The sequence below is a fragment of the Pseudomonas marvdashtae genome (assembly GCF_014268655.2).
GTDB lineage: Bacteria > Pseudomonadota > Gammaproteobacteria > Pseudomonadales > Pseudomonadaceae > Aquipseudomonas > Aquipseudomonas marvdashtae.
On the sequence record NZ_JABWQX020000008.1, the window covers coordinates 1 to 26,465 of the forward strand.

Genomic DNA, 26,465 nt, shown 5'->3' on the forward strand with positions numbered 1-26,465 from the left:
CTCGCCACGGAATCAGGGTTGCCTGGACGAGAGTCATCGTAGGCTGCTCACCCCGCCTTATCGTTCCCCTGCTCAGGCGTCTCGATCCCTGACTCCGTCTCTTCACTGGCCGGTTCTTGCGCAGGTTTTTCATCGGGATAGCCAGGCATGCCGCGGGCGTCTTCAGGGGTCAATTCATCACGGTCATGCCGGCTGTCGGTGGCGTAGGCCGGGGCTGCGTTGGGGTCTTCGTCGCGGCCGGCGGTGCCGAGGACGAAGCCGTCGTCGTTGGGGTTGTCTACTGCCTGGGGAGTAGCTGGGTCTTGAGGATGGCTCATGGGACCTCCTGAGGTTGCAAACGGGTACGTCGTGTCTTTTTTGAGGCCGTGACACGTTTACAGTGCGGCGCACCTGATGAATGGCAACCTGCTGAAGACAGCCTCAGGCCATATCGCTGTGGCTGAACTCCTCGGCCAGAAAGTCAATCAGCGAGCGCACCGACGGCAGTAACCCGCGCCGTGACGCAAAGATCGCATGGACGATCCCACACTTGGGCGTCCAGCCTGGCACCAGTTCCACCAGCCGCCCGGCCGCGATGTCCTCGCGCACCACTACGGTGGGCAGGTGGGCGATGCCGATGCCTGCCAGTACCGCATGACGCAGGGCCAGCAAATCATCGGTGACCATGCGCGGCTCATGGCGGATCAGCGCGCGGGTGCCGTCCGGGCCGAACAATTCCCACTGATACTCGCGCTGCGCCGCGCCCCAATGCACGCTCGGCAGGCCATTGAGGTCCGCCGGCGAGGCAGGTGAAGACAAGCGCTCGAGAAACGACGGCCTGCCCACCAGGCACTGGGTGCTGTTGCTCAGCACTTTCATGACCATGTCGGTGTTTTCCAGCGGCGGAAAGCGCACCCGCAACGCGATATCGAACCCTTCATGAATCAGGTCGACCCGGCGGTTGGTGCTCTCGATGAACAACTCCACCCGCGGGTACTTGAGCATGTAGCGCGTCAGCATCGGCCCGACCCAACTGTTGAGCAGCGCCGTCGGGCAACTGATGCGCACCAGCCCTTGGGGCTCGGAGCGGTTGCGCTCGATGACCTCCGCAGCGCTTTCGGCCTCGACCCGCATCGCCAGGCACCGTTGGTAATAGGCCTGGCCGATCTCCGTCAGCGTGCAATGGCGACTGGTGCGATGGAGCAATCGCACCCCGAGCCGCTCTTCTAGCTGGGCGATACGCCGGCTGAGCTTTGACTTCGGCATGTCCAGTGCGCGGCCGGCCGCGGCGAACCCACGGTGCTCAACCACTTGGGTGAAATAGTAAAGCGTGTTGAGGTCTTCGATGATCGTTCTCCAAATAGAACGCTAAGGCTGATTTTCGCAGTCTAGCGGTTCAAAGGTGCCAGTTTTAATCTACACCCATCGAAACGCAACACGGATTCAAACCGGCGCTTCGGCCAGATGAGTTACCGAATAATCGCTGCACCGACATTAAAAACCTTAACCACGCCGAACCTTCGGCAACCAAAACTTAATGAGGGCTACGCCATGACTACTTCCTACAACCGTCTCGACAAAGATAACGCTGCTGTTCTGCTGGTAGACCACCAGGCTGGCCTGCTGTCGCTGGTACGCGACATCGATCCGGACCGTTTCAAGAACAACGTGCTGGCCCTGGCCGACCTGGCGAAGTATTTCCAACTGCCGACCATCCTCACCACCAGTTTCGAAACCGGCCCCAACGGCCCGCTGATGCCCGAACTGAAGACGCTGTTCCCGGACGCCCCGTACATCGCCCGCCCTGGCCAGATCAACGCCTGGGACAACGAAGATTTCGTCAAGGCAATCAAGGCCACCGGCAAGAAGCAGCTGATCATCGCCGGCGTAGTGACCGAAGTTTGCGTGGCCTTCCCGGCGCTGTCGGCCCTGGCCGAAGGTTTCGAAGTGTTCGTGGTCACCGATGCGTCCGGAACGTTCAACGAACTGACCCGTCAATCGGCCTGGGACCGCATGTCTTCCTCGGGTGCGCAACTGATGACCTGGTTCGGCCTGGCCTGCGAACTGCACCGCGACTGGCGCAACGATGTGGAAGGACTGGCGACCTTGTTCTCCAACCACATCCCGGACTACCGTAACCTGATGACCAGCTACAACACACTGACCAACGCTAAATAACAGCCACACCCCTTCCGCCCCTGTGGAGCGTGCAGACGCCCACGGGGGTTTTGCGCTGGTCGCAACTTGGTGTTCAATCTGTGCCAGGCCATTTGAATTTTTTCCAGGAGGCGATCCGATGCTGATCCCCTGCCCCCATTGCAATGGGCTCAATCGCATCCCCGCCGAACGCCTGGGCGACCAGCCCAAGTGCGGGCGTTGCAAAGCCCCGGTGCTTTCAAGCAAACCGTTCGAACTCAAGCAAGGCGACTACGCCAGCCAGATCAAGGGCGATCTGCCGTTGCTGGTGGATGTCTGGGCGCAGTGGTGCGGCCCGTGCAAATCCTTCGCGCCGGTGTTCGAACAGGCCGCCGCACAGCTGACCGGCAAGTGCCGACTGGCCAAGCTCGACAGCGAAGCCAATCAGCAGCTCTCGGCGCAGTTGGGGATTCGTTCGATTCCCAGCCTGATTCTCTTCAGGGACGGTCGGGAGGTAGCGCGCCAGAGCGGCGCGTTACCGTTGCCACAACTGATGAGTTGGTTGCGCAGCCAGGGGATTTGAAGCCCCGCATTATTTGCGCAGCCAGGATCAGGCGCTTTCCAGCAAGCCATGCAACTCCACGAACTGCTGGGTCAGCTTATGCCGCGGATCCAAGTGAATCAGCGGCAGGCTCGCTTGGTGCGACTCACGCATGCGCACCGAACTGCTCAGGTAGACGGGCAGCACCGGCAAGCCTTCGGCGATCAGTTCGTCGAGAATCTGTTGAGGCAGGCTGGCGCGGGCCTGGAACTGATTGACCACGATGCCTTCGACTTCCAGCCCCTCGTTGTGGTCTTCCTTGAGCTCCTCGATTTCCGCCAGCAGGCCGTACAGCGCCTGGCGGGAAAAACTGTCGCAATCGAAGGGAATCAGCACACGGTCGGCGGCGATCAACGCTGATACAGCGTAGAAGTTCAGCGCTGGCGGCGTGTCCAGGTAGATCCGGTCGTAATCCTCGTCCAGCTCTTCGAGCAATTTACGCAGCTTGTTGATCTTGTGTTTCGCCTCAAGCTTTGGCTGCAAATCCGTAAGCTCCGCCGTGGCGGTGATCACGTGCAGGTTATCGAAGGGCGTTTCGTAGATATCCACTTTGTTCTTTTTCGAAAAAGGCCCGGACGACAGGGTCTGCTTGAAAAAGTCCGCGATGCCCATGGGAATGTCATCGCCCGTCAGGCCGGTCAGGTATTGAGTGGAATTGGCCTGGGCATCCAGGTCGACCAAAAGCGTGCGATAACCCTCGCTGGCGCTGACCGCCGCCAGATTGCAGGCGATGCTGGACTTGCCCACGCCACCTTTCTGATTGAACACCACACGCCGCATATCAAAACCTCCGTGTATCAAAGATTCCCGAGTGTAGTAGGCCTACGCGCCGCTTCGCTACCTTCAGCGGGGGCGGATTACGGCATCGGTGGCTTTTTCGGACAACCGAGCGTCAATTGACCTGCAAGATGACGGAAGTGGCTTACAGACGAGCCTCGTCACAATCGTGACAATGGCCCTGCCGAGCCGGCCCCGACCAGCCGACGGTTGCCCTGGACAAAATGTAACCAGTATTTGCTACAAGCCAACCGCACCGGGATAATGCGCGCCACTTGGGTCGCAAGGCCATGCAGGGTAAGACGCGGGTCAAGCCACTGAACCGTGACAATAAAAGCCCGCAGGGGTGGGATGAGTCTGTGATCAACTTCAATATCGCCCAATGGCGCGCGTGGGCTCCTGGGCTCGAAAGCGTGGACGATTGGCGGGCATGGAGCCGACAACCGGTCGTGCCGCCCGTCAGCGATGCGGCCCCTGACGTATCGTTCCTGCCCGCCATGCAGCGGCGACGCCTAAGCCGCCTGGCCCGCATGGCTTTCAGCGCCGCCTGGCCGCTGGCCGAGGGGCGAGCGGACCTACCGTTGGTCTTTATTTCCCGTCACGGCGAAACCCCACGCACCTTTGAGATTCTCAAGGACCTGGCAGCCGACCAACCCTTGTCGCCCACCCAGTTCAGCTTGTCGGTGCACAACGCCGTCATCGGCCTGTGGTCGATCATGCGCGGCGAAACCAGCGAAATGACCGCTCTGGCCGCGACGGGCGATGGCCTGGAACACGGCATGCTGGAAGCCGCTGCCCTGTTGAACGAAGGCGAGCCCGCGGTGCTGTTGGTCATCACCGAAGAACAACCGCCCAGCGTGTATGCGCACTGGGTCGATGACGTACCGTTTCCCTACGCAGTGGGGCTGCTGCTGACCCGAGGCGAAGATTGGCAACTGGCACTATCCAGCCCGCCAGACCCAATGCCCGGCTGCGACTGGCCCCATGCACTGGATCTGGTGCGTACGCTGCTGGGCAATCAAACCACTTGCCAACATGCCTGGAAGAATCGTCTATGGACCTGGCAACGCAACCGGTGACCGGTAAACATCGCGACGCCTATTACTGGCGCCTCTTCGCGACCGCTGCAAGCTTCGCCCTTTTCGGGCTGGGCGGGCTGTGCCTGCGTGTGCTGGTGTTCCCATTGCTCAATGCGTTGCCAGGCGATCCCCGGACCCATCGACAACGGGCCCGCCGCACGGTGGGGCGCCTGTTCTGGTTCTTTATCCGGTTCATGGCCCGTACCGGCGTACTGACCTATCAAATCGACGGCGCGGAGAAACTCGGCCGTCCCGGCCAGATGATCATTGCCAACCATCCGTCGCTGATTGACGTGGTGTTCCTGATCGGGCTGGTGCGCGACGCCAATTGCGTGGTCAAGCAAAGTCTGTGGGACAATCCCTTCACCCGGGGCCCGCTGCGTTCGACGCAATACATCAGCAACGATGGCAGCATGGACATGCTTGACGCCGCCAGCGACGCCCTGCAAGACGGCCAGTGCCTGATTGTCTTCCCCGAAGGCACGCGCACCCAGCCAGGCCAGGCACCGGCCTTTCATCGGGGGGCGGCGGCCATTGCCTTGCGGGGCGCGACAATCCTGACGCCGGTAACGATCAAGGTCAGCCCGACCACCCTGACCAAGGCCGAACCCTGGTATCGGATCCCCAAGCGCCGCGTGCACTTCAGTTTTCGCGTGGGGGCCGATATAGACCCACAGGCGTTCGCCGCGCTGGGCCCCGCGCCGCAGGCCTCGCGCAGGCTCAACGATTTTTTGCATCATTATTTCATCAAGGAGCTCGCCGTAGATGAGCGATCTGCACCGTGACATCAAACAGCTGATCATCGACGCCCTCGGCCTTGAGGACATTAGCGTCGACAACATCGGCGACGAGCAGACCCTGTTCGGCGAAGGCCTGGGCCTGGACTCGGTGGATGCCCTGGAGCTCGGCCTGGCGATCCAGAAGCAGTACGGCATCAAGATCGACGCCGACGCCAAGGACACCCGTAACCATTTCAGCAATGTGGCAAGCCTTGCGGCCTTCGTCACTGCAAAACGCCCCTGAGACCGGACTATGCAAACTCGTGACGACATTTTCATTACCCTGCGCGATGCCCTGGTCGAGCTCTTCGAGCTGGAGCCCGAGCGTGTGACGCTGGATTCGAACCTGTACCAGGACCTGGAAATCGACAGCATCGATGCGGTCGACCTGATCGACCACATCAAGCGCCAGACCGGCAAGAAAATCGCCGCCGAGGAATTCAAATCGGTGCGCACCGTCAACGACGTGGTCGAGGCGGTCTATCGACTGGTCCAACCGGCCGCATGAGCCGGCTGATCGGCCTTGGCCTGCTCCTGGCGGGCCTGCTGTATCCCTTTGCGGTGTATTTCGGCATGGAGCACTTTGCTCCTTGGCAGTTCGGGTTGTTGTTGGGCTGCCTGTGGCTGGCCCGGGCGCTGCTCGGCAAGGGCAGGCCGGGCCGCCGCTGGATGGCGGGCACGGCGATCATCTTTTGCGTGCTGCTCGCGGTATTCGATAGCCCGCGCCTGCTGCGCTGGTATCCGGTGCTGATCAGCGCGTTCATGCTCGGGCTGTTCACGCTGAGCCTGAAATATGGCCCACCAATGATTGAACGCCTGGCCCGCCTGCGCGAACCGCAGTTGCCGGCCAAAGCGGTGGTGTATACACGCCAGGTCACGGTGGCCTGGAGTGTGTTTTTCCTGTGTAACGGTTTGCTCGCCGCCGTCCTGACCCTATGGGCGCCGCTGAGCTGGTGGATGTTGTACACCGGCCTGATTTCCTACGGATTGATGGGGCTGCTGTTTGCCATTGAATGGCTCATACGACAACGGGTAAGAGGCCGCCCATGAATTGGATAACGCTTGAGCAATTGTTGCTCGAGACGCAGCCGGAACGCGCTGTAACCGTCGATCCGGCGTTGAATCACGCACAGTTGCGCGCAAACGCGCTAGGCCTGGCCGCAGGCCTGCAAGCCGGGGGCATCCGCCGCGTGGCCGTGTACTTCGAAGATGCAGCCGATCTGGCGACAGCGCTGCTCGGTGCCTGGCGCGCGGGCGCGCACATCCTGCTGCCCGCCGACCTGCAAGCCCAGACGCGCCAACGCTGGTCGGCCGATGTCGACCTGTGGTTGACCGACCAGGCCGGCGACACGCATCCCAACGATTTTCATCAGGCCCCGCTGGACGCCGCCGAACTGGACCTTGATGACTGTTGGCTGAGCCTTTGCACCTCCGGCTCCAGCGGCGAACCCAAGCGCATCGAGAAAACCCTGCGTCAGCTGAGTAACGAAGTCCAGGCGCTGGAGCAATTATGGGGCGCCGACCTTGGCCCGACAGCCTGCATGATCGGCAGCGTCGCCACTCAACACATCTACGGCCTGCTGTTCCGGGTGCTGTGGCCGCTGTGCGCCGGACGCACCTTTGTGCGTCGGCAATTGGCGTTTCCGGAAGACCTGCAACGCGCCAGCCGCGAACAGCCGGCATTTGCCTGGGTCGCCAGTCCGGCGCTGCTCAAACGCATGGGCGACAACCTCGACTGGCCGGCCTTGAGCTGCGTGCGCCGGGTATTTTCCTCCGGCGGTGCCTTGCCTCCCGAGGCTGCGCAAAGCTTGCAACAACGCCTGGGACAATGGCCGACCGAAGTGTTCGGCAGCTCGGAGACCGGCGGCATTGCCTGGCGCCAGGGCGGTAACCTATGGCAGCCCTTCGCCGGTGTCGAGCTGAGCCAGGACAGTGACGGCGCCTTGCTGATTACCTCGCCCTATCTGCCGATCGGCCATGTGGAACACACCGCCGACGCGGCGCGGATCGCCGCAGATGGGCGTTTCGAATTGCTCGGTCGCTTGGATCGCATCGTCAAGCTTGAAGAAAAACGTATCTCCTTGCCGATGCTGGAACAGGCGTTGACGGCTCATGAATGGGTCAGTGAAGCGCGGTTGGGAGTCGTGCAGGAGAATCGCGCCTCCCTCGGTGCCCTGCTGGTGCTTAGCGAATCCGGCCTGCACGCTCTGCGCAATCTGGGCCGACGCGCCGTTACCCAAGCGCTGCGCCAGCACCTGAGCGGGCATTGCGAAACCTTGGCCTTGCCCCGACGTTGGCGCTGGCTGCGGCAACTGCCGCTGAACACCCAAGGCAAGCTGCCCCAGGCCGAAGTCGAAGCCGTGCTGATGGCGCCCCGCCCGAAAACCCCCGAACTGCTTGAGCAAACCGAAACCGAAGGCGAGTGGAACCTGTGCCTGGCAGTGCCGCCAGACTTGGCTTACTTCAGTGGCCACTTTCCCACCGCGCCGGTCCTTCCGGGCGTGGTTCAGGTCGATTGGGCTTTGAGCCTCGGCCGGCAACTGCTGAACTTGCCGCCCCGATTCCTTGGCATGGAGGTTCTTAAATTCCAGCAACTGGTGCGACCCGGCGATGAAATCCAACTGCACCTGCGCTTCGACCGTGAGCGCGGCAAGTTGTATTTCGCCTACCGCAACGCGGCGGCGGCCTGCTCCAGTGGGCGGATTGTGTTGGGGGAAAACAATGCCTGAGTACCTGCACACAATGCTCCTCGGTCACCGAGACATGCCGCATGCATAACCCCTGCGCCGTCATCCCGGTCTACAACCACGAAACCGCCATCGCTACGGTGGTCCAGACGTTGCTCGGCAACGGTTTGCCCTGCGTGCTGGTGGACGATGCCAGTAGCCCGGCATGCGCCGCGGTGCTTGAGCAACTGGCCGAGCACGAGCGGGTTCACCTGGTCCGGCTGGCGGTCAACCAGGGCAAGGGCGGCGCGGTGATGACCGGCCTGCGCGAAGCGGCGCGCCTGGGCTTCAGCCACGCCTTGCAGGTGGACGCCGACGGGCAGCACGATCTTGGCGATGTTCGAGCGTTCATCGAGCAATCGCGCACCCATCCGGACGCGGTGATCTGCGGTTATCCGCGGTACGACGCTAGCGTGCCGAAAGGTCGCTTGTACGCGCGCTACCTGACCCACGTCATGGTCTGGATCAACAGCCTGTCCTTGCAAATCCGCGATTCGATGTGCGGCTTCCGGGTCTATCCCCTGGTGCCAACCCTGGCGCTGATCGACTCGGCGAACATCGGCAAGCGCATGGATTTCGACTCGGACATCCTGGTCCGCCTGGCCTGGCGCAACCAGCCGATGCGCTGGCTGCGCACCCGGGTTCACTACCCCTTGGACGGGGTCTCGCACTTTCGCCTGTTCCACGACAACGTGCTGATCTCCAGCATGCACACCCGGCTGTTCTTCGGCATGCTGGTGCGCTTTCCGCTGATTCTCTGGCGACGGTGGCGAGCATGAACACTGACAAACAACACTGGGCCGATCGCCAGGAGCGCGGCAGTTTCTGGCTGATGAAACTCACGGCGTTCGCCGCCAAGGTGCTGGGTCGTCGGTTATTGAGCCCGGTGCTGTACGGCATCGTCCTGTACTTCTTCATTTTCGGCCGTAGCGCCCGTCACGCGGCCTGGCAGTACCAACAGCGCCTGGCCGATTGGAGCAGCCGCCCAGAGCTGCGCCCGACCCACCGGCGCGTCTTCGGGCAGTTCATGGCGTTTGCCGATTCCCTGTTGGACAAGCTCGACGTCTGGAACGGCAAACTGAGCATCGAGCAGATCGAAATCGTCGACCCGGCGCTGCTGCGCAACCACTTGCGCGACACCCGCGGGCAGATGCTGGTGGGCGCGCACCTGGGCAACCTGGAAATGTGCCGGGCCTTGGCCGAGCTGGGTGAAAAAGTCACCATGAACGTGCTGGTGCACACCAAGCACGCTGAACAATTCAACCGGTTGCTGGGCGAAGCTGGCGCGACGCACCTGCGCCTTATCCAAGTCAGCGAGCTGGACCCGGTGATCATGCTGCAACTGAGCGAACGCCTGGAGCGCGGCGAATGGCTGGCGATCGCCGGCGACCGCGTGCCGTTACATGGGGGACGCAGCGTGACCGTGGATTTCATGGGTCACCCGGCGGCATTCCCGCAAGGTCCCTGGCTGTTGGCCGGCCTGTTGAAGTGCCCGGTCAATCTGCTGATGTGCCTCAAGCACGAGGGGCGCTATCGCGTCACCCTCGAACCCTTCGCCGACGCCGTGGTGTGGAAACGCAACGACCGCGAACAGGTGATCGCCCATTGGGCCGGCCTGTATGCCGGACGCCTGGCGCACTACTGCCTCCAGGCCCCGCAACAGTGGTTCAACTTTTACCCTTTCTGGAAGACCGATGACGATGCCCACTCTTGAGCCGGTAACCTTCGGCGAACGCCCCTTGCGCATTGAAGACGTCCTGGCCCTGGCCAACCGTCAGGCACCGACGCAGTTGCAGGATGACCCGGCGTTCCGCCAACGCATTGCCAAGGGTGCGCAATTTCTCGATTCCCTGCTGGACAAGGAAGGCGTGATCTATGGCGTGACCACCGGTTACGGCGACTCCTGCGTAGTGGCGGTGCCGTTGCACCACGTCGAGGCCCTGCCGCGTCACCTGTACACGTTCCACGGCTGCGGCCTGGGCAAATTGCTCGACGCCCAGGCCACTCGCGCCGTGCTCGCGGCGCGTTTGCAGTCGCTGTGCCACGGCGTGTCGGGAGTGCGGGTGGAACTGCTGGAACGGCTCCAGGCCTTTCTCGAACTCGACATCCTGCCGCTGATCCCGGAAGAAGGTTCGGTGGGCGCCAGCGGCGATCTGACGCCGCTGTCCTATGTTGCCGCCACGCTGTCCGGTGAACGGGACGTCATGTTCCGCGGCGAGCGGCGCCTGGCCGCCGACGTGCACCGTGAACTGGGCTGGACGCCGCTGGTGCTGCGGCCCAAGGAAGCCCTGGCGCTGATGAACGGCACCGCCGTGATGACCGGCCTGGCCTGCCTGGCCTTCGCCCGCGCCGATTACCTGTTGCAACTGGCAACCCGGATCACGGCGCTGAATGTCGTCGCCCTGCAAGGTAATCCGGAGCACTTCGACGAACGCCTGTTCGCCGCCAAGCCACACCCGGGGCAGATGCAAGTCGCCGCGTGGCTGCGCAAGGACCTGGCGATCGACGCTCCGACCGCGCCACTGCATCGCCTGCAGGACCGCTATTCCCTGCGCTGCGCGCCGCATGTGCTCGGTGTGCTGGCGGACAGCCTGGGCTGGCTGCGCTCGTTCATCGAAACCGAACTCAACAGCGCCAATGACAACCCGATCATCGATGCCGAAGCGGAGCGCGTGCTTCACGGCGGGCATTTCTACGGCGGACACATCGCCTTCGCCATGGACAGCCTGAAGAACCTGGTCGCCAACGTCGCCGACTTGCTGGATCGCCAGCTCGCCCTGCTGGTGGACGAGCGCTACAACCATGGCTTGCCGAGCAACCTGTCCGGCGCCAGCGCCGAGCGGGCGATGCTCAACCATGGTTTCAAGGCCGTGCAGATCGGCACCAGCGCATGGACCGCCGAAGCCCTGAAAAACACCATGCCGGCCAGCGTGTTCTCGCGCTCCACCGAATGCCACAACCAGGACAAGGTCAGCATGGGCACCATCGCCGCCCGGGACGCGATCCGCGTACTGGAACTGACCGAGCAAGTCGCCGCCGCCACGTTGCTGGCCGCCAACCAAGGCGTCTGGCTGCGCAGCCGCGCCGAAGATGCACGACCACTGCCGCCTGCCTTGGCCGCCATGCACCAGCAACTGGCCGAGGACTTCCCACCTGTGATCGAAGACCGCGCGCTGGAAGGCGAACTGCGCCTGTGCCTGCAACGCATCGCTGAACAACATTGGAGGCTGCATGCGTAGCCAAGGTGTTTTGCACGTCGACACCCCGATCGTGGTGCCGTTTTTTGACGTCGACTCGATGAACGTGGTCTGGCACGGCCACTACGTCAAATACTTGGAAGTGGCCCGCTGTGCGCTGCTCGACCTGATCGGCCACAACTACAACGACATGCTCGAATCCGGCCATGCGTGGCCGGTGATCGACCTGCAACTGCGCTACGTGCGCAGTGCGGTGTTCGGCCAGGCCCTGACCGTACGCGCCAGCCTGGTGGAATGGGAAAACCGGCTGAAGATCAATTACCTGATCAGCGATGCCGCGACCGGCGAACGCCTGACCCGTGCCAGCTCGGTGCAAGTGGCCGTGGACATGGCCACCCGCGAAATGCTCCTGGCCTCGCCACGGGTATTTGTCGAAGCCGTCGAGAGGAAACTGTCATGAAGCGCCTGTTCATCTGGCTGCTGCTATGCAGCTTGTCGCCGCTGGCCCAGGCGTTCGACCTGCAACAGTTGAGCGACCAACTGGCCCGCCCGGACGTGATCCACGGCCAGTTCATCCAGGAAAAACATCTGCGCGCCTTGCCCCAACCACTCACCAGCAAGGGCCGCTTCGTGCTGGCGAAAAACCACGGCCTGCTCTGGCTGCTGCAAACGCCACTGCAACAGGATTACCGCATCACCGCCAATGGCATAGCGCGACGGGACGGCAATGGCTGGCAGCTGCTGCCGAACAAAAGTGCCGGCGCCGAGCAAAACCGCCTGTTCCTCGCGGTACTGCAGGGCGACAGCAGTGGCTTGCAGCGGGACTTCGAACTGAGCCTGTCGGGCGAGCCGCAGCAGTGGAAACTCACCCTCACCCCGCGCTCGGTGCTGCTCAAACAAGTCTTCAACCAGATCAACATCGACGGCGGCGAACTGGTCCAGCGCATCGAACTGCTGGAAACCCAGGGTGACAGCACCGTGCTGCGCATGCAGGACAGCACCAGTGCGCAGCCTTTGAGCGAAGCGGAGCAACATGATTTTGCCGAGTGAACGGATGCTGCCCCGGCTGTTCCTGATCCTGCTGCTGGCGGTGCTGGCGCTCGCCGGTTGGCAATGGCGCAACGGCGCACCGTTGTCGGCCAATCTCATGGAATTGGTGCCCGGTACGTCACCTGATGCGCTGGAACTGATTGCCGAACACCGCATGCAAGAGCCGCTGAACCGCGAAGTGCTGGTGCTGGTTGGCCACGCCGACCGCCAGCACGCCATCACCCTGGCGCAAACCCTCGGCGAACAATGGCAGGCCAGCGGTCTGTTCGACAGGGTCCAGTGGACGCTGCAGGCTGACCTGCCGGCGCTGCGCAAGCAATTGCTCGACGGCCGACTGGCCATGCTGTCGGCAACGGACCGGCAGCAGTTGATCGATCAACCCCAGGCCTTTATCCAGCAACGGGTGCAGGCCCTGTTCGACCCGTTCAGCGGCTTCAGCCTGGTGCCGAGCCAGGATGACTGGCTCGGCCTGACCGGCCGTATCCAGAACAGCCAGCCGCAACGCGGCGCGATACAGCTGGACGTGGGCAGCGGCGCACTGATCGCCGAAGCCGACGGCAAGCAATGGGTCATGCTGCGGGCGCGCACCCAAGGCAATGCCTTCGACATGAACCTGCCGCTGCAAGTGGCCGATCTGCTGCAACGCAGCCGTGACCTCGCAAGCCAGGCCCAAGGGCAACTGCTGGCCGCCAGCGGCCTGCTGTATGCCGCTAGCGGCCAGCAACAGGCGTCGCGGGAAATCACCTGGGTTGGCGGGGGCGCGACAGTCGGCATCCTGTTGCTGCTGTTGCTGGCCTTCCGACGTTTTCGGGTGTGGCTGGCGTTCGTGCCGGTGCTGGTGGGCATGTTGTTCGGCGCGGTGGCTTGCGTGGCGCTGTTCGGACGGATGCACGTGATGACCCTGGTGTTGGGTTCGAGCCTGATTGGCGTGGCAGTGGATTATCCGCTGCACTACCTGTCCAAGAGCTGGAGCCTCAAGCCGTGGCGCAGCTGGCCGGCCCTGCGCTTGACGCTGCCGGGGCTGAGCCTGAGCCTGGCGACCACGTGCATCGGTTACCTGGCCCTGGCCTGGACCCCGTTCCCGGCCCTGACCCAAATCGCAATTTTCTCTGCCGCCGGACTGATCGGCGCCTATCTGTCGGCGGTCTGCCTGTTGCCGGCACTGCTTCAACACGCTGACCTGCGCCCTGCCCAATGGCCGTTGCGGCTGTGCGAGAGCCTGCTCCAGTGCCGCGACGCGTTGCTGACCCGGGTACGCACGCCGATCCTGTTTGCACTCTTGCTGGGCTTCTGTGGCGGTGGCCTCTGGCAACTGACCAGTAAAAACGATATTCGCCAGTGGATCGGCACGCCCCAACACCTGACCGATGAAGCCCAGGCCATCGCCCGCATCACCGGCTTCCAGCCCACCAGCCAGTTCTTCCTGATCCGTGCCGAGAACCAGCCACAGCTGCTCGAACGCCAGACGGCCCTCAACGAGCGGCTTGACCAGTTGATCGGCCTGGAAAAACTCCAAGGCTATCTGTCCCTCAATCAATTGGTCAGCCCGCCCGCCGAGCAACAACAGGTTCGTGAGGCCCTGGCCCGGCTGCCGGCGTTCTGGCAGCCGCTCCTGGACCTCGGCGTGCCCGCCGCTGCGCTGGAAACGGAGCTGGCGCAATTGCAGGCCTTGCCGGTCACCGACATTGACGCCGCGCTGACCGGGCCGCTGGCCGAACCCTACCGCACGCTCTGGCTCGGCCCGACGGCGCAAGGCGTGGCGGCGGTGGTCAGCCTGCAAGGCTTGAACGATGCCGCGCTGCTGCGGGTGCAGGCGGTGGACCTGCCCGGCGTGCAACTGGTGGATCGCCTGGGCGACCTGAACCGGGTGTTCGCTGCCACGCAAGTCAGCGCCGCCGAACTGAAACTGGCCTCGTGCGTGCTGATCGTATTGGTGTTGATCTGGCCATTCGGCGTCGGCGGTGCCTTGCGCGTCGTGGCATTGCCGCTGCTGGCTGCGCTGTGCAGCCTGGCGAGCCTCGGCTGGCTGGGGCAACCGTTGACGCTGTTCAGCCTGTTCGGCCTGCTGCTGGTGACGGCCATCGGCGTCGACTACGCCATTCTCATGCGTGAACAGATCGGCGGTGCCGCCGTGAGCCTGCTGGGCACACTGCTGGCGGCGGTCACGACGTGGCTGTCGTTCGGCTTGCTGGCGTTGTCCAGTACGCCGGCGGTGAGTAACTTCGGCTTGGCGGTAAGCCTGGGGCTGGCATTCAGCTTCCTGCTCGCGCCGTGGGCGGGGCGTCAGGTCCATGCCGGCACTGCGGAGCCCGTCCAATGATGACCGCGTTGTTCTGGCTGATGACCTTGGCGCTGTTTGCCTTCGCGACCCTGGTTGGCCGTCGCTTCGGGCTGATACCGATCGTCAGCCAATTGCTGCTGGCGACGTTCGGCCTGCCCTTGTTGATGTACTTCTGGATCGAGCCGGGTTGGCACCTCAGCGGCGCGCAACTGGTCTCGCCGGTGTGGCTGAAAAACCTCTACAGCCTCGCGTTCGCCTTGTTGCTGGGGCACATTCTCAGCGATGTGATCGACCTGAGGCTGGACCGCCAGAGCGTTAAAATCGCCTTGCCGAGCTTTGGCGTGCCGTTCGTGTTCGGGTTGGCGACTGCGGTATGGCTGCTGCCGCCACAGCCTTGGATCAGTTCGCTGGCGGTCGGGCTTTTGTTTGCGATTACCGCGATTCCGGTGCTGTACCTGTATTTGCGGCACATCGCTTACCCGCCCGCCGCCACCCGGCGCCTGGTGCAGACCGCGATTCTGATCGACCTGATCTGCTGGAGCCTGTTCGCCCTGGCCCAGGGCAGCCTGCACCTGGGCAGCCTGCTGCTGCCATTGGCCGGCGCCTGCGTGCCCTTGCTGCTGCGACTGGCCGGCCTGCGCCAACCGCTGCTGCACAGCGGCCTGTTCTTTGCCCTGCTGGTGGTCGCCGAACATTACCGGCTCAATGCGTTGATCACTGGCATCGGTTATCTGCTGTGCATGGCCGCGCTCAAGGTGCCATTGGTATTGCCCCTCAGCGCCGCCTGGATGCATCGGTTGCAGACCTACCTGGCGATCCCGTTGATCCTGACCTTCGGCATCGTGCAGATCAATGTGCACAGCGCCATGGACAGCCTTGGCTGGATCCAGCTGGGTGCGTTGCTGCTGTTGCCGATTGCCAGCAAACTGCTCGGCAACTGGCTGGGGCTCGGTTGGGCCGGGGCCTCGTTCGTCGGCGCCAGTCGCTGGCGGGAAAGTGTCTTGCTGAACATTCGCGGCTTGAGTGAAATCGTCTTCCTCAATCTGCTGCTGCAACAACAGCTCATCAGCCCGGCGCTGTACTTCGCGCTGATGCTGATGGGCCTGATCGCCACTTTGCTGCCGGCCGTGGCCGGTTTCCACCGTATTCCTTCGCATGCCGTCCCGGCCAGGAGCCCAAGTGTCAACAGTTGAAATGGAACGTCGACAGGTCGTGATCATCGGCGCAGGGCCTTCCGGCGCCATTGCCGCTGCGCTGCTCAAGCGCAGGGGCCACGATGTGCTGGTCATCGAGCGCCAGCATTTTCCACGGTTCTCAATCGGCGAGAGCCTGCTGTCCCATTGCCTGGACTTCGTCGAAGAAGCCGGCATGCTCGACGCGGTCAACGCCGCCGGCTTCCAGCGCAAGAACGGCGCGGCGTTCGCCTGGGGCGAGCGCTACAGCGCCTTCGATTTCGGCGACACCTTCAGCGAAGGCAAGCCCACCACGTTCCAGGTCCAGCGCGCCGACTTCGACAAGTTGCTCGCCGACCAAGCCGCGCTGCAAGGCGTGGAAATCCGTTACGGCCAGGCCATCGCCAACGTAGATTTCACCCTGGCCAAGCCGCAACTGGGCGTGCAGCGCGAGGACGGCAGCGAGTACCGGGTCGAGGCCGACTTCGTGCTCGATGCCAGCGGCTACGGCCGAGTCCTGCCGCGTCTGTTGGACCTTGAGGCACCCTCGAACTTCCCGGTGCGCCAGGCGGTGTTCACTCACATCGAGGATCGCATCGACGGCCCAGCCTTCGACCGCGAAAAAATCCTCATCACCACCCATCCGAGCAAACGCGACGTGTGGTTCTGGACCATTCCGTTCAGCGGTGGCCGCTGCTCCGTGGGCGTGGTCGCGGCGGCAGAACATTTCGAGGGACGCACCGAAGACCTCGACGCCTGCCTGCGCGGCTTCATCAATGAAACTCCAAGCCTGGCCGGTGTCCTGCAGAACGCTGTGTGGGACACCCCGGCGCGCACCATCGGCGGCTACTCGGCCAACGTCAAGACATTGCACGGCCCTGGCTTCGCCCTGCTGGGCAACGCTGCGGAATTCCTCGACCCGGTGTTTTCCTCCGGCGTGACCATCGCCATGCGCTCGGCGAGCATGGCCGCGGGCGTGCTGCATCGTCAGCTACAAGGCGAAAGCGTCGATTGGCAGAGCGAGTTCGCCGAGCCGCTCAAGCGCGGCGTCGACACCTTCCGCTGCTATGTCGAGGGCTGGTACGCCGGCACGTTCCAGGACGTGATTTTCTACACCGAAGGTTCCGCCGACATCCGGCGCATGATCAGTTCGATCCTGGCCGGCTACGCCTGGGACCAGCGTAATCCCTTCGTCAGCGAACCCAAGCGGCGCCTGCGCATGCTTTCGGAAATCTGCGCGAGCCCGACGTCATGAGTCAGCCGTCATGAGCTACCTGAGCGACAACTACGTCGAAGAAACCCGCTTCGGTTTCTGGTTCTTGCGCAGCCACACCTGGCAGCACCATGTGTTGCGCGTGGCGATCAACGATCTGCGCGGTCTGTTCAGCACTTTGCCGCCCTCCAACCCGGTGTTATTGGACGCCGGATGTGGCCAGGGCAAGTCGTTTCAATACCTGCGCCAAGTATTCGCACCACAACAACTGATTGGCGTCGACGCCGACCCGCACAGCCTGGCGTTGAGCACCGCAGAAGCTGCCCGCCAGGGCATGGCCGTGGAGCTGATCGGCAGCGACTGCGCGACGTTGGCGGTGCCTGACGCAAGCGTGGACCTGCTGTTCTGCCACCAGACTTTTCATCATTTGGTCGAGCAGGAAAAAGCCCTTGCCGAGTTTTACCGCGTGCTCAAGCCTGGCGGCTACCTGATGTTCGCCGAATCCACCGAGGCCTACATCGACACCTGGGTGATCCGCTGGCTGTTCCGCCACCCGATGCACGTGCAGAAAAGCGCCGCGCAGTACCTGGCGATGATTCGCGATCAAGGGTTCCAGTTCGAAGACCACAACGTCTCCTACCCGTACTTGTGGTGGAGCCGAGCCAAGGATTTCGGCCTGCTGGAACGCTTGGGCCTGCGCCGGCCCAAGCCGTTTGGCGAGCGGGAGGAAACCCTGGTCAACGTGGTCGCCCGCAAGCCGCTCGAAGGAGACGCCCGATGATCCGTGGCCTGTTGATCGGTTGTCTGCTGCTGCTCAGTGCCTGCTCCAGCCACGCGCCGCTGCCGGAACGTACGCTGACCCTGGCGCTGCCGCTGCAATTGCACATCGAACGGCAACTGGCCGGCCAACGCCAGGATTGGTTACTGGTGATCCAGCGCGAAAACAGCGGGATCCGTTGGTCGATGATGGACCCGCTGGGCATCCCCCTGGCCCGCCAGCGCCTGGTCGATGGCCAGTGGCAGGCCGACGGTTTGCTACCACCGAACGCCGAAGCCCGGGAGCTGTTCGCCGCGCTACTGTTCGCCCTGACGCCCGAAGCGGAGCTGGCCGGCAACTATCCCACCGCTCGGCAGCAGAGCACCCAGCGGACCCTCGATGCACGCTGGCAGGTGCGCTACGAGCAACCGCTGGACTTCGAACTGAGCCTGCCTGAAGGCCCGCATTACCGCATCACACCGTTGACCGAGAACGCCCCATGACCGCCTATTTGAACGCCCTCGGGGTGATCTGCGCCCTGGGCCGAGACAAGCAAAGCGTCGCGCGCAACCTGTTTGCCGGCGATTGCTCGGGCCTGCGTGTCGAAGCCGGCTGGGTGCCTGAGCGGACGTTGCCGGTGGCTTCGGTGCCGGGTGAACTGGCCCCCATCCCGCAATGCTTGGTGGCACAGCGCAGCCGTAACAATCAACTGTTGCTCGAAGCCGGAATGCAGATTCGCCCCGAGATCGACCAGGCGATCAGTACCTATGGCCGCGCCCGCATCGGCATCGTCCTGGGCACCAGCACATCGGGCATCGATGAAGCCAGCCAGGGCATCGCCCACTATTTGCGCGAGCAGCGGTTCCCCGATGGGTACGACTACCAACAGCAGGAACTCAGCGCGCCGGCCAATTTCCTCTCCGACTGGCTTGGCCTGAGCGGTCCGTCCTATGTGATCTCTACTGCCTGCACCTCCAGCGCGCGAGCCTTGATGAGCGCTCGTCGCCTGTTGGACCTTGGCCTGTGCGATGCGGTGCTGTGCGGCGGCGTGGACAGTTTGTGCAAGCTGACGCTCAACGGTTTCTCGGCACTGGAAGCGGTCTCCAGCGAACGCTGCAACCCGTTTTCGGTGAACCGCAGCGGTATCAACATCGGCGAGGCGGCGGTGCTGTTTCTCATGAGCAAGGCGCCAGGCGATGAGCATTCGATCGCCCTGCTCGGTGACGGCGCCAGTTCCGACGCGCACCACATTTCCGCACCCGAACCCAGTGGCCGCGGCGCCCGCCAAGCCATGGAAAAAGCCCTGCGCTGCGCGGGCCTGGACGCCAGCCAGATCGATTATCTGAACCTGCACGGCACCGCCACGCAACATAACGACGCGATGGAAAGCCACGCGGTGGCCGGGCTGTTCTCAGCCGGCGTACCCTGCTCGTCGACCAAACCCATGACCGGCCACACCCTCGGCGCGGCCGGAGCGCTGGAAGCGGCGTTCTGCTGGTTGACCCTGAGCTCACAAAACCCCGACCAGGCACTGCCGCCGCATGTCTGGGACGGCCAAGCCGATCCCGACCTGCCGGCACTGCAATGGACCGACACCCGCGCCCGCCTGAACCCGACAACACCCCGTCGCCTGATGAGCAATTCATTTGCCTTCGGCGGCAACAACGTCAGCCTTATTATCGGAAACGCCCAATGATTGACTGGCCGCTCGCCGAATTGCTGCCTCACGCAGGCGACATGATCCTCATCGACCGGATCCTGTCCTTCGATGACGAGCAGATCCACGCACTTGCCACCGTCAAGCCCGACGGTTTGTTCAACCGTGAAGACGGTGCGCTGCCGGCTTGGGTCGGCATTGAATTGATGGCCCAGAGCGTGGCGGCGTTTGCCGGTTGCCACGCACGCCGACGGGGCGGTTCCGTGGAACTGGGCTTCCTGCTCGGTACGCGCAAATTCGAATGCAACGTCGAGTGTTTCCCCCTCGGCACAGAACTGGCCATCCACGGCCTGCGCTCCCTGGAAGACGACAACGGCATGGGTGTGTTCGAATGCCATATTCGCGCACCCGGCATCCACGCTACCGCGCGCCTGAATGTGTTCCGTCCGCCCCATGCCGCCCAGTACCTCAACGAACCGTCCGCAACAGGAACCCAGCCATGACTGAATCCATACTGGTCACCGGCTCCAGCCGTGGCATCGGCCGCGCCATCGCCTTGCGCCTGGCCCAGGCCGGGCATGACATTGTATTGCACTGCCGCAGCGGTCGCGCCGAGGCCGAAGCCGTCCTGGCGCAGATATTGGCCCTGGGTCGAAATGCCCGGGTGCTGCAATTCGACGTGTCCGATCGCGCCGCATGCAAGGCCATCCTTGAGGCCGACGTCGAAACCCACGGCGCCTATTACGGCGTGGTGCTCAACGCCGGCCTGACCCGCGATGGCGCCTTCCCGGCCCTGAGCGAGGACGACTGGGATGTGGTGATGCGCACCAACCTCGACGGTTTCTACAACGTGCTGCACCCAGTGATGATGCCGATGATCCGTCGTCGCGCCGCTGGACGAATCGTCTGCATCACCTCGGTTTCCGGGCTGATCGGCAATCGCGGCCAGGTCAACTACAGCGCGTCGAAGGCCGGGTTGATCGGCGCGGCCAAGGCGTTGGCAATCGAGCTGGGCAAGCGCAAGATCACCGTCAACTGCGTCGCGCCGGGCTTGATCGACACCGCCATGCTTGATGAAAACGTACCCGTGGAAGAATTGATGAAAATGATCCCCGCCCAGCGCATGGGCACCCCGGAAGAAGTGGCTGGCGCGGTGAACTTCCTGATGTCCGCCGAAGCGGCCTACATCACCCGGCAAGTCCTCGCCGTCAACGGAGGCTTGTGCTGATGAAGCGCGTTGTCGTCACCGGCATGTCCGGCATCACCTCGATTGGCAGCGACTGGGACACCATCGCCGCCAACTTCGCCGCCAACCGCAGCGGCATCCGGCGCATGCATGAGTGGGACCGCTTCACCGAGCTGAACACCCGGCTGGCCGGACCTATCGATGACTATCAGGTGCCCGCTCACTGGACCCGCAAGCAACTGCGCAGCATGGGCCGGGTTTCGCGCTTGGCCGTGGGCTCGGCGGAGCAGGCCCTGGCCGACGCCGGGCTGCTGGGCGATCCGTCGATCAAGGATGGGCGCATGGGCGTGTCCTGCGGTTCGTCGACCGGCAGCACCGACGAGATCAAGGCATTCGGCAACATGCTGCTCAACAGCGTCGCCGAAGGGCTGAACGCCAACTCCTATGTGCGCATGATGCCCCACACCACGGCGGCCAATATCAGCATCTTCTTCGGGCTGACCGGACGGCTTATCCCCACGTCCAGCGCTTGCACCAGTGGCAGCCATGGTATTGGCTACGCCTATGAAGCGATCAAGTTCGGTCGCCTGCCGTTGATGCTCGCCGGCGGCGCGGAGGAACTGTGCCCGACCGAAGCAATGGTGTTCGATGCGCTCTACGCCACCAGCCTGAAAAACGACGCACCGCAAACCAGCCCACGCCCCTACGACAAGGGCCGCGACGGACTCGTGATTGGTGAAGGCGCCGGCATGCTGGTACTTGAAGACCTTGAGCACGCCTTGGCCCGCGGCGCACGGATCCATGCTGAAATCGTCGGTTTCGGCAGCAACGCCGACGGCCAACACGCCACCCGCCCCGAATTGAGCACCATGCGCCGCGCCATGGAGCTGGCCCTGGAAGACGCCGGCCTCGAACCGTCCGCGATCGGCTACGTCAACGGCCACGGCACCGCCACCGAGCAGGGCGATATTGCCGAGACCCTGGCCACCAGCAGCCTGTTTGGCGAACACATGCCCATCAGTTCGCAGAAAAGCTTTCTCGGCCATACCTTGGGCGCGTGCGGCGCGCTGGAGTCCTGGTTCAGCATCGAGATGATGAACCGCGACCTGTACGTGCACACCTTCAACCTCGATGAAGTCGACCCCGAATGCGGCAAACTCGATTACCTGCGCAATGAGTTCCGCTCGTTGAGCAATGAATACGTGATGAACAATAATTTTGCCTTTGGCGGGGTCAACACTTCGCTGATCTTCCGCCGCTGGCACTGATTCTCGTTAGCTCTGGTCAAGGAGACCATTATGTCGTTGAAGAAAATCGCCGTAACCGCCGCCCTGTTGCTCAGCACCCTGCCAAGCCTCAGCCAGGCCCGTGATACCGCGCTGTTCCTGCCGTTCGACAAAGTCGTCGCCGAAGCCATCCGCACCGGCAAGATCGACGGCAGCGTGAAGTTCTACCTGGCCGGCAACAAACCGGCCGGCAACGTCACCGTGGTCAGCCCTGGCGCGGTCACCAACAAGAAAACCAACGCGTTCAACAAGTCTGATGAAGTGGCTTGCGAATGGGTGCTGCAATCGGCGCTGATCAGCCTGCACCAGGCCGCCAAGAATGCCGGCGCCAACGCCGTCACCAACATCGTCAGCTTCTACAAGAGCAACGAACGCAAGGACCCGACTACCTATGAATGCCACGCGGGCGCGATCATGGCGGGCGTTGCGTTGAAAGGGGATTTGGCGAAGGTGCAATAGACCTCGCATTCCCCGTGGCGAGGGAGCTTGCTCCCGCTGGGCTGCGCAGCAGCCCTTTTTTACGGGTGCGTTGCCTGAAACAGTTTTCCAATCGCAGGCAAACTCAGAAAACGAACCACCGTATTTCCGATATTTCCCACACCAAAGAGCTTGAATTTCGCGCTAGGGTCGCCTTCCCAACCATAAGCCGGAATTTTAGGGATGAAGGAAATGCCCAAGAAAGCAGTGATCGTCTTCAGCGGCGGTCAAGACTCAACCACCTGCCTGATTCATGCCTTACCGATGTATGACGAAATACACTGCATCACCTTCGATTACGGCCAGCGCCATCGTGCAGAAATCGAAGTGGCGCGACAGCTTTGCAAAAAATTTGGCGTCGCGGCCCATAAGGTATTGGACACCTCGCTGCTGAATGAACTGGCCGTCAGCAGCTTGACCCGGGACAACATCCCAGTCCCGAATGTCAGCAATGCCGCCCACGGTGTACCCAGCACCTTTGTCCCAGGGCGCAACATCCTGTTTTTAACCTTGGCTTCGATTTACGCCTATCAAGTGGGCGCCGAAACTGTCATCACCGGTGTCTGCGAAACCGACTTCTCAGGCTACCCGGACTGTCGCGATCAGTTCGTCAGGCTCCTGAACAATGCCATCGAAACAGGCATGGATTACAAACTGCGCATTGAGACGCCGCTCATGTGGCTCGACAAGGCAGAAACCTGGGCGCTGGCCGATCATCATCAACAACTGGAAGTGATCAGGCACCACACCCTGTCCTGCTACAACGGCATACAAGGAAGTGGCTGCAGGGAATGTGATGCCTGCCATCTGCGTGCCAGGGGTTTGGAACAGTTTCTCGAAAACAAGGTAGGAACCATGACCCGCCTGAAAGAGAAACTGGCGCTGTAGGTATAGGGCAGCTCGAAGGGGATGGGTTATCGGAGATTACCCATCCCGCCCATTTCAAGCAGGTTGGACGTTAGTGATATAACGCTTGAACAATGACCTCGCCCCATAAGCGGGGAGGATATTGAATAGAGCGAAGCAAATTTTTATTGCTATCTGCACATATATTATACTCAACAGCTCAGCGTTTCCCATCTTTCCATAAAAGGCGATAAAACAGAAAATAAAACTATCGAGAATAACCGCAAAAAAAGTACTGACAAACACTCTCAGAAATAAAAACCTAGAATTTGTAAGCCTCTTTATCTTGCTCAACAAATAAGAGTTAACGTACTCCGAAAACAGAAAAGAAACCGAAGACGCTATTAATGCAGCTGACACATGAGTAACAACTTCCCCATAATGCGCATCCAACTTCCAACCCGTCAACCCGGGAAGCCAATTGGTAAAACTCAGTAGCGCAAGGATAAAAGCATTACTTACAAAAGCAAGCAATATCGCCTTCCTTGCAAGCCTAAGCCCATAGAACTCATTAAGCAGATCCACGATGAGAAATGTCAACGGATATAAAAAAAGCCCTGGAGTCACAACAATATCAAACAGTTCTATATGGACCAGCTTCGCCGCAGCAACATTGGTGAAGATATAGAGCCCGAACAGCATTAAGTTCAGCACCACATAGGCCATCCAAGACCGCTCATGACGATCGCTGACTTCATAAGCAGTCACCGCGCTACCGCCAGAATAAAACTTCCTGTAAATATCCTTAATTTCAACCTTATTCAAATTATCTACAATCTCACTTCCCACCAACTCGTTTAGCTTTACTTTTATCACCTTCCCGGTCGTCATCACCATAATGATCGCAAGCTTTTTGTTTCTCTCAAAACCCAAGAGCTTGTATTTATCATTCTCAATCTCCACACTATTGGCCATTGAATCGCTCCTCCACCACTTCACCTATTACCAAAGCCACATCAGAATCAAAACCAGGCTCACTAACAACAAATAATTTTTTAGTCGCCCTGCTGTAGACGAGTTTTTCCCCTGAATTACTCGCTCCACCTTTCCTCACCACTAATAAGTCTCCCCGGTCATACACGCCGCTAATATCCTTCTCCAGAAGGACGCCAATCAAATTGCTGGCCGCGCCAAAGTAGTAGGTCAACGGATTGGCCACCACCAGCTCACCAATTCTTTTGCCCAGGCTGTCGACCAATTGACTCTCTCTTATAATAGGAACCGCCGCCGGATTCATATTTCCATATAACGAAGCGCTGCTTTCTATGACCTCCCGCCCTTCCAGGTCCACCGTTTCTATTTCCTTATAAGACACCCCGAAAAAATCGGATATCTTTTGAATAGTCGACTGCTGGACATTAACAACCCTACCTTCAAGGATATTATAAATAGTCGTTCGAGTCAGACCACTGGCACTGCACAATGACAGCCGTGTTTCACCTCGACTCCTGATAAGATACTTGATGTTATTTTTTAGTTGTTCTGTTCTATCTTTCTTATACATACACACCCACCCTTTCCTTAAAACCACCCTCGACCACGCGCCTAGGCGAGTCCGAGCCGGTGGCTTTCGCCAGGCTGCATCCTACACACCCCGATCATGAGAAAAAACAATACAGTCAAATAGTCGATAATTGGTGAATTGCAACCACTGCTAGATCCTCGTCACAAAATCACAAATCACGGATATAACCCTACAAACAAAAATGAAAATTCTTACAGACAATTACGCAACACCCAAACAATCACACCGATCCAACTAACATCGGAAGCATTTATTTACATAGATGTTCAGAAATATGATTAATCCAGCAAAATTTTCTGGTAATAAATCAGGCCTAGCCACCACCTCATGAGGCGGATCGCTTGATATTGGCGAGTTCATAACCGAGCAAGGAGCTTCAGAATGCAAAAGGTCATCCCAAACGCCACGGAATCACAGGATGTTTCTACCGTCGACACACATCAAGAACACCCAGAATGCATTAGTCGAGTCTTTACTGTCCTCCCCAACATCGATACCCAATCCCTGCTCTGCCACGCCAGCGAAACCCTCGCCTCCCTGAACGTCATGTCCACCGACCTCGCCGGCGAGCTGCAAGGCGCAAACCGCAGCATGGCAATGGCCCTTCAACAACTGACAGAGCTTGGCGAGCTGCTGGTCAATCGTGCTTTGGAGAACCTGGAGCCCCCCGTAGGCACGCCGGACGCTTCGTTAAACAATCAACGTTAACTCTTGAACCCCGAAAACCTGGTGTTCGAAGAGGGTGCCTACAGTGAATTGGCTCGCTTGCCGGTGATCTCTTTGCATGAGGGCTGCGATTTGCTGGATGTCGTCGGTCGACGCTTGCAGGCGCAAGTCGCAACCTGACAGAAGAAAAGGCGCCTTGCGGCGCCCTTCAAGACTTCTCTCTTAAAACTCATGGCTTCTTCTGCATTCGCCTATCCGGCCTCATTTGATTACAGTCTTTGCGAGTACAGGTAATGAACCTCCGCCAGTTGAAGAGCAGGCAAAAAATCCTCCGCCATCGGCACGCCTTCACGCACGATGATCATGAAACGTTTCTGAAGCGTATTGACGATCTTGTCGCCATTGCTCAGGCGGCTGCCGACCAGTGCAATGTCGCTATTGTTTTTCCCGGCGCCGGTGATGATCCGTGCCGTGCTGCCATCGGCATACACCACCTGGTCGCCTTTCTGCGCGGCGCGTACTTTCCAGCCATTGTCCAAGGTGAACGTCAACGACGATGACACTTGCTGGATCGTTCCGCCATTGCGCGTCTGGCTTCCCTCGGTGGCCACTCGGTAGATGGCGATTGGCGGATGAGCTTCGACGAAGGCTTTTTGTCGACTCATGAATGCCGCGACTTCTTCGCCGTAACCCTCTAGTTGCCGGGGCTGCTCCAAGTACAAGTCATCCAAATGGAGAAGAGATTCATGGGAGATTTCGTTGGTGTAGGGGGCATCCAAAGATGAGTGCATTTCCAGGGACCTCATTCATGGGCTTTAGGCTGCTTCCCTTGCCACTGGGGAAGGAGCGCTGAGCCGGCGGCTTCGGAATGGTGAATAAGACGTTGCAGCGTGGGCGAGTCGCAACCCCTGCGGGGTGGTCTGCGCTACGAATCGGAAGTGTCGTAACTAGAAATGCGCGTTTTCCTACAGCCGAAGGGTCCGTGACGCAACTTTTCATCCGCCCCCGTCTTGTT

Annotated in this window: 32 protein-coding genes; 26 read left to right on the top strand and 6 right to left on the bottom strand. The window is 61.0% G+C overall.

Annotation, left to right across the window (positions count from 1 at the left end; genetic code table 11):
• Nucleotides 1-47: 47 nt before the first annotated feature.
• Both HU742_RS25710 and HU742_RS25715 read right to left on the bottom strand, forming a co-directional pair.
• The gene (locus tag HU742_RS25710; protein WP_186639741.1) at nucleotides 48-317 is read right to left on the bottom strand and encodes a hypothetical protein; all 270 of its coding nucleotides are present in this window, start codon (nucleotides 315-317) and stop codon (nucleotides 48-50) included.
• A 103-nt stretch (nucleotides 318-420) separates the two neighbouring features.
• Entirely contained in the window at nucleotides 421-1,326 is a 906-nt protein-coding gene (locus HU742_RS25715) for a LysR family transcriptional regulator (protein ID WP_217828420.1), read from the bottom strand.
• 204 nt (nucleotides 1,327-1,530) lie between these two features.
• On the opposite strand from HU742_RS25715, the gene ycaC reads away from it, so the two are divergent.
• On the top strand, nucleotides 1,531-2,157 hold the full coding sequence (gene ycaC / locus HU742_RS25720; RefSeq protein ID WP_018603387.1) for an isochorismate family cysteine hydrolase YcaC: 627 nt from the start codon (nucleotides 1,531-1,533) through the stop codon (nucleotides 2,155-2,157).
• Between the two features lie 118 nt (nucleotides 2,158-2,275).
• On the top strand, nucleotides 2,276-2,698 hold the full coding sequence (gene trxC / locus HU742_RS25725) for a thioredoxin TrxC (RefSeq protein ID WP_186644411.1): 423 nt from the start codon (nucleotides 2,276-2,278) through the stop codon (nucleotides 2,696-2,698).
• 27 nt (nucleotides 2,699-2,725) lie between these two features.
• Here trxC and HU742_RS25730 read toward each other — a convergent pair whose 3' ends face one another.
• On the bottom strand, nucleotides 2,726-3,496 hold the full coding sequence (locus HU742_RS25730) for a ParA family protein (protein WP_186639737.1): 771 nt from the start codon (nucleotides 3,494-3,496) through the stop codon (nucleotides 2,726-2,728).
• A gap of 356 nt (nucleotides 3,497-3,852) precedes the next feature.
• Here HU742_RS25730 and HU742_RS25735 point away from each other — a divergent pair, with 356 nt between their 5' ends.
• From HU742_RS25735 to queC, 22 genes are all read left to right on the top strand, one after another.
• Nucleotides 3,853-4,572 carry a beta-ketoacyl synthase chain length factor gene (locus HU742_RS25735; protein WP_367616122.1) on the top strand — a complete coding sequence of 240 codons (720 nt, stop codon included), beginning with the start codon at nucleotides 3,853-3,855 and terminating at the stop codon, nucleotides 4,570-4,572.
• A complete protein-coding gene (locus HU742_RS25740) occupies nucleotides 4,548-5,357 on the top strand; it encodes a lysophospholipid acyltransferase family protein (protein ID WP_186639733.1) in 810 nt (269 codons plus the stop codon). Before HU742_RS25735 ends, HU742_RS25740 begins: the two co-directional genes overlap by 25 nt.
• A complete protein-coding gene (locus HU742_RS25745; protein ID WP_186639731.1) occupies nucleotides 5,338-5,595 on the top strand; it encodes a phosphopantetheine-binding protein in 258 nt (85 codons plus the stop codon). Before HU742_RS25740 ends, HU742_RS25745 begins: the two co-directional genes overlap by 20 nt.
• Nucleotides 5,596-5,604: 9 nt before the next feature.
• Nucleotides 5,605-5,859 (top strand): acyl carrier protein, encoded by a 255-nt coding sequence (locus tag HU742_RS25750; RefSeq protein ID WP_186611795.1) that lies wholly within the window; start codon nucleotides 5,605-5,607, stop codon nucleotides 5,857-5,859.
• On the top strand, nucleotides 5,856-6,401 hold the full coding sequence (locus tag HU742_RS25755; RefSeq protein ID WP_186644409.1) for a COG4648 family protein: 546 nt from the start codon (nucleotides 5,856-5,858) through the stop codon (nucleotides 6,399-6,401). Before HU742_RS25750 ends, HU742_RS25755 begins: the two co-directional genes overlap by 4 nt.
• Nucleotides 6,398-8,080, top strand: coding sequence for an ApeI family dehydratase (locus tag HU742_RS25760; RefSeq protein ID WP_186644408.1), 1,683 nt, complete (start codon nucleotides 6,398-6,400; stop codon nucleotides 8,078-8,080). The genes HU742_RS25755 and HU742_RS25760 overlap by 4 nt, the downstream gene beginning before the upstream one ends.
• 41 nt (nucleotides 8,081-8,121) lie before the next feature.
• Nucleotides 8,122-8,856 carry a glycosyltransferase family 2 protein gene (locus HU742_RS25765; protein ID WP_186639725.1) on the top strand — a complete coding sequence of 245 codons (735 nt, stop codon included), beginning with the start codon at nucleotides 8,122-8,124 and terminating at the stop codon, nucleotides 8,854-8,856.
• Nucleotides 8,853-9,791: a lysophospholipid acyltransferase family protein gene (locus HU742_RS25770; protein WP_186644407.1), complete on the top strand. Its 939-nt coding sequence runs from the start codon at nucleotides 8,853-8,855 to the stop codon at nucleotides 9,789-9,791. Before HU742_RS25765 ends, HU742_RS25770 begins: the two co-directional genes overlap by 4 nt.
• Nucleotides 9,772-11,316, top strand: a complete 1,545-nt coding sequence (locus HU742_RS25775; protein WP_186644405.1) for an HAL/PAL/TAL family ammonia-lyase — start codon at nucleotides 9,772-9,774, stop codon at nucleotides 11,314-11,316. The genes HU742_RS25770 and HU742_RS25775 overlap by 20 nt, the downstream gene beginning before the upstream one ends.
• A complete protein-coding gene (locus tag HU742_RS25780; RefSeq protein WP_186644404.1) occupies nucleotides 11,309-11,734 on the top strand; it encodes an acyl-CoA thioesterase in 426 nt (141 codons plus the stop codon). The genes HU742_RS25775 and HU742_RS25780 overlap by 8 nt, the downstream gene beginning before the upstream one ends.
• Nucleotides 11,731-12,324, top strand: coding sequence for a LolA family protein (locus tag HU742_RS25785; RefSeq protein ID WP_186644403.1), 594 nt, complete (start codon nucleotides 11,731-11,733; stop codon nucleotides 12,322-12,324). Before HU742_RS25780 ends, HU742_RS25785 begins: the two co-directional genes overlap by 4 nt.
• Nucleotides 12,308-14,644, top strand: coding sequence for an MMPL family transporter (locus HU742_RS25790; RefSeq protein WP_186644402.1), 2,337 nt, complete (start codon nucleotides 12,308-12,310; stop codon nucleotides 14,642-14,644). Before HU742_RS25785 ends, HU742_RS25790 begins: the two co-directional genes overlap by 17 nt.
• Nucleotides 14,641-15,798: a cation:proton antiporter gene (locus tag HU742_RS25795; protein WP_186644401.1), complete on the top strand. Its 1,158-nt coding sequence runs from the start codon at nucleotides 14,641-14,643 to the stop codon at nucleotides 15,796-15,798. Before HU742_RS25790 ends, HU742_RS25795 begins: the two co-directional genes overlap by 4 nt.
• The gene (locus HU742_RS25800; protein WP_186644400.1) at nucleotides 15,785-17,032 is read left to right on the top strand and encodes an NAD(P)/FAD-dependent oxidoreductase; all 1,248 of its coding nucleotides are present in this window, start codon (nucleotides 15,785-15,787) and stop codon (nucleotides 17,030-17,032) included. Before HU742_RS25795 ends, HU742_RS25800 begins: the two co-directional genes overlap by 14 nt.
• Before the next feature lie 10 nt (nucleotides 17,033-17,042).
• Nucleotides 17,043-17,771, top strand: coding sequence for a class I SAM-dependent methyltransferase (locus HU742_RS25805; RefSeq protein ID WP_186644399.1), 729 nt, complete (start codon nucleotides 17,043-17,045; stop codon nucleotides 17,769-17,771).
• A complete protein-coding gene (locus HU742_RS25810; protein ID WP_186644398.1) occupies nucleotides 17,768-18,250 on the top strand; it encodes a DUF3261 domain-containing protein in 483 nt (160 codons plus the stop codon). The genes HU742_RS25805 and HU742_RS25810 overlap by 4 nt, the downstream gene beginning before the upstream one ends.
• Nucleotides 18,247-19,443, top strand: coding sequence for a beta-ketoacyl-[acyl-carrier-protein] synthase family protein (locus tag HU742_RS25815; RefSeq protein ID WP_186644397.1), 1,197 nt, complete (start codon nucleotides 18,247-18,249; stop codon nucleotides 19,441-19,443). The genes HU742_RS25810 and HU742_RS25815 overlap by 4 nt, the downstream gene beginning before the upstream one ends.
• Nucleotides 19,440-19,907: a hotdog family protein gene (locus HU742_RS25820; protein WP_186639703.1), complete on the top strand. Its 468-nt coding sequence runs from the start codon at nucleotides 19,440-19,442 to the stop codon at nucleotides 19,905-19,907. Before HU742_RS25815 ends, HU742_RS25820 begins: the two co-directional genes overlap by 4 nt.
• Nucleotides 19,904-20,632: a 3-oxoacyl-ACP reductase FabG gene (fabG, locus tag HU742_RS25825; protein ID WP_186639701.1), complete on the top strand. Its 729-nt coding sequence runs from the start codon at nucleotides 19,904-19,906 to the stop codon at nucleotides 20,630-20,632. The genes HU742_RS25820 and fabG overlap by 4 nt, the downstream gene beginning before the upstream one ends.
• Nucleotides 20,632-21,858 carry a beta-ketoacyl-ACP synthase gene (locus HU742_RS25830; RefSeq protein WP_186639699.1) on the top strand — a complete coding sequence of 409 codons (1,227 nt, stop codon included), beginning with the start codon at nucleotides 20,632-20,634 and terminating at the stop codon, nucleotides 21,856-21,858. The genes fabG and HU742_RS25830 overlap by 1 nt, the downstream gene beginning before the upstream one ends.
• 30 nt (nucleotides 21,859-21,888) lie before the next feature.
• Nucleotides 21,889-22,335, top strand: a complete 447-nt coding sequence (locus HU742_RS25835; protein WP_003197008.1) for a hypothetical protein — start codon at nucleotides 21,889-21,891, stop codon at nucleotides 22,333-22,335.
• Nucleotides 22,336-22,545: 210 nt separating this feature from the next.
• Nucleotides 22,546-23,241 carry a 7-cyano-7-deazaguanine synthase QueC gene (gene queC, locus HU742_RS25840; RefSeq protein ID WP_186639832.1) on the top strand — a complete coding sequence of 232 codons (696 nt, stop codon included), beginning with the start codon at nucleotides 22,546-22,548 and terminating at the stop codon, nucleotides 23,239-23,241.
• A gap of 54 nt (nucleotides 23,242-23,295) precedes the next feature.
• Here the strand turns inward: queC and HU742_RS25845 are convergent, their stop codons facing one another.
• Together HU742_RS25845 and HU742_RS25850 are read right to left on the bottom strand one after the other, a co-directional pair.
• A complete protein-coding gene (locus HU742_RS25845; protein ID WP_186639697.1) occupies nucleotides 23,296-24,174 on the bottom strand; it encodes a queuosine precursor transporter in 879 nt (292 codons plus the stop codon).
• Entirely contained in the window at nucleotides 24,164-24,763 is a 600-nt protein-coding gene (locus tag HU742_RS25850) for a helix-turn-helix transcriptional regulator (protein ID WP_186639695.1), read from the bottom strand. Before HU742_RS25850 ends, HU742_RS25845 begins: the two co-directional genes overlap by 11 nt.
• A gap of 402 nt (nucleotides 24,764-25,165) precedes the next feature.
• Here HU742_RS25850 and HU742_RS25855 point away from each other — a divergent pair, with 402 nt between their 5' ends.
• Nucleotides 25,166-25,492: a DUF6124 family protein gene (locus HU742_RS25855; protein ID WP_186639693.1), complete on the top strand. Its 327-nt coding sequence runs from the start codon at nucleotides 25,166-25,168 to the stop codon at nucleotides 25,490-25,492.
• A 3-nt stretch (nucleotides 25,493-25,495) separates the two neighbouring features.
• Nucleotides 25,496-25,630 (top strand): hypothetical protein, encoded by a 135-nt coding sequence (locus tag HU742_RS26920; RefSeq protein ID WP_264082746.1) that lies wholly within the window; start codon nucleotides 25,496-25,498, stop codon nucleotides 25,628-25,630.
• 89 nt (nucleotides 25,631-25,719) lie between these two features.
• Here the strand turns inward: HU742_RS26920 and HU742_RS25860 are convergent, their stop codons facing one another.
• The gene (locus tag HU742_RS25860) at nucleotides 25,720-26,241 is read right to left on the bottom strand and encodes a PAAR domain-containing protein (protein WP_186644396.1); all 522 of its coding nucleotides are present in this window, start codon (nucleotides 26,239-26,241) and stop codon (nucleotides 25,720-25,722) included.
• Between the last annotated feature and the right edge of the window lie 224 nt (nucleotides 26,242-26,465).